The organism is Thiohalophilus thiocyanatoxydans (assembly GCF_004366735.1).
Classification (GTDB): Bacteria; Pseudomonadota; Gammaproteobacteria; order UBA6429; family Thiohalophilaceae; genus Thiohalophilus; species Thiohalophilus thiocyanatoxydans.
The window spans coordinates 1-1,052 of the sequence record NZ_SOQX01000015.1; the positions used below are offsets into that span (position 1 = coordinate 1).

Genomic DNA, 1,052 nt, shown 5'->3' on the forward strand with positions numbered 1-1,052 from the left:
GGCGGTCTCTAGTTCCTAGCGCAATAATTCGCTGAAGGCTTCGTAAGGTGTCTTCCAGTTAAGTACCTTGCGTGGACGGCCATTCAGTCGGTCTTGCGCCTTCATGATACTGTAGTAGCTCACCGCATTGAAGTCGGTTCCCTTGGGGAAGTACTGTCGGATTAAGCCATTGGTATTCTCATTGGTACCACGTTCCCAGGGACTTTGCGGGTGAGCAAAGTAAACCTGCATCTGTGTGTCCTCGGTAAACAGGCGATGTTCCGCCATTTCCTTACCACGGTCATAGGTCAACGACAACTTCATCTGCTTGGGTAAGGCGCGTAACCGACGGGCAAAGGCCTTACGGACGCTCTGCGCATCCCGGGCTTTGAGAGGTATGAGCAAGGTCGTTCGCGTGGTGCGCTCCACCAGGGTCCCCAGGGCACTTTGATGATGCGCGCCGAGGATCAGATCACCTTCCCAGTGACCGGGCACGGTCCGGTCCGCGACGTCAGCAGGCCGTTCTTCAATACTGATCATGTCGGGGATCTGACCGCGTCGATCCTCGCCCCGGCTGCGTGGACGACGTTTTTTGTGGTGCTGACGCAGATAACCGAGTAGCTCACGGCGCAATTCACCGCGAGGGAGCACGTACAGGTAGGTATAGATGGTTTCGGCTGACACACGCAGTTGCTCGTCGTTGGGATAGTCCTGCTTGAGCCGGGCACTGATCTGCTGGGGCGACCATTGTTTGCGTAAGCCCCGAAGGACAATCTGCCTCAGGCGACCATCACAAACCAGCTTCCGGGGCTTCCTGAAACACCGTTGGGCCGCTTTGGTCTGGGCGGTGACCGCACGATAGCCTGTGCTATCAGAATTTCGAGCAATCTCTCGCGAAATGGTCGACGGACTGCGCCCCAGGTGTCGGGCAATCTCCTGGTAGCGCCATCCCTGAGCTAACCCGATGCTGATTTCTTCTCGTTCCATCATTGTAATACGTTTGTAGTGCTCTGACATGCAACACCCCCTTGGGTTAAGGTATTATGGTATTGCACTAGGACTTAGAGACCACC

General features: G+C 55.8%; 1 protein-coding gene. It reads right to left on the minus strand.

The genetic code is table 11. The features are described from left to right. Nucleotides 1-15 precede the first annotated feature (15 nt). Nucleotides 16-996 (minus strand): IS30 family transposase, encoded by a 981-nt coding sequence (locus EDC23_RS14055; RefSeq protein WP_134085474.1) that lies wholly within the window; start codon nt 994-996, stop codon nt 16-18. Nucleotides 997-1,052: the final 56 nt, after the last annotated feature.